General features: G+C 48.5%; 1 protein-coding gene. It reads right to left on the reverse strand.

The window, feature by feature from the left end; all coding sequences use genetic code 11:
* Positions 1 to 1,079: enoyl-CoA hydratase-related protein (locus R7E00_RS24870; RefSeq protein ID WP_318124889.1), on the reverse strand; the 1,079-nt coding region annotated here is incomplete at both ends.

Below are 1,079 nucleotides of genomic sequence, written 5' to 3' on the forward strand. Positions count from 1 at the left end.
CAGTACCGCTGCTTTTACTTTTGGATTTTCGACAACGGCTTCAACAATCACATCTGAATTTTCGATGCCTGCGTAATGTAGGCTTGGGGTAATTGATGCCAAAATTCCCGCCATCTTGAAGCCGTCGATACGACCTTGAGCAAGGCGTTTGTTCAGCAGTTTAGACGCTTCGGTCATACCTAAATCGAGAGATGGTTGGGCAATGTCTTTCATCAATACTGGCACGCCTTTCAGCGCAGATTGGTAAGCGATGCCACCACCCATGATACCTGCACCTAATACCGCTGCTCGCTCAGTGTCTTTGCTTGCTGATTTCGCCGCTTTTTTCGCGATGCCTTTGATGTATTGGTCGTTGAGGAACAGACCAACCAGAGCTTTGGCTTCTTCTGATTTCGCGAGTTTAACGAAGTATTTGCGTTCAATGTCGAGCGCTTCGTTACGTGCAAAGCGTGCGCCTTCTTCAATCGTAATAACTGCAGTCATTGGCGCAGGGTAGTGTGGACCGGCTACTTGTGCCACTAGGCCTTTTGCCATCGTGAAGCTCATCATCGACTCTAGCTTGCTGAGTGTCAGTGGCGAGGTTTTTTGTTTACGACGTGCTTGCCAATCGATCTTTTCGTTGATAGCTGAAGTCAGTGTTTGCAATGCGGATTCATACAACGCATCAGTTTCAACCACGGCATCCAATAAACCAATCTTCAATGCTTCATCTGCACGACATGCTTTGCCTTGCGTGATGATTTCCATCGCGCTATCTGCACCGATAACACGCGGCAAACGCACACAACCACCAAAGCCTGGCATGATGCCCAGTTTGGTTTCTGGTAGGCCAATGCTGGTGGTCTTGTCACCGATGCGCATGTCGGTAGCCAGTACGCATTCACAGCCGCCGCCAAGTGTGTGACCTTTAAGTACTGAGATTGTCGGAACGGGTAAGTCTTCTAGTTTATTGAAGATGCTATTGGCAAATTGTAGCCATTGATCGAGCTCGGCGTCTGTTTTAGCGAAGAGGCCCAAGAATTCAGTGATGTCTGCGCCAACGATGAACGCGTCTTTATCTGAAGTGAGCATTAAGCCTT

Origin of the sequence: Vibrio sp. Vb1755, from assembly GCF_033338635.1 — a bacterium.
In the GTDB taxonomy this organism is placed as follows: Bacteria; Pseudomonadota; Gammaproteobacteria; order Enterobacterales; family Vibrionaceae; genus Vibrio; species Vibrio alginolyticus.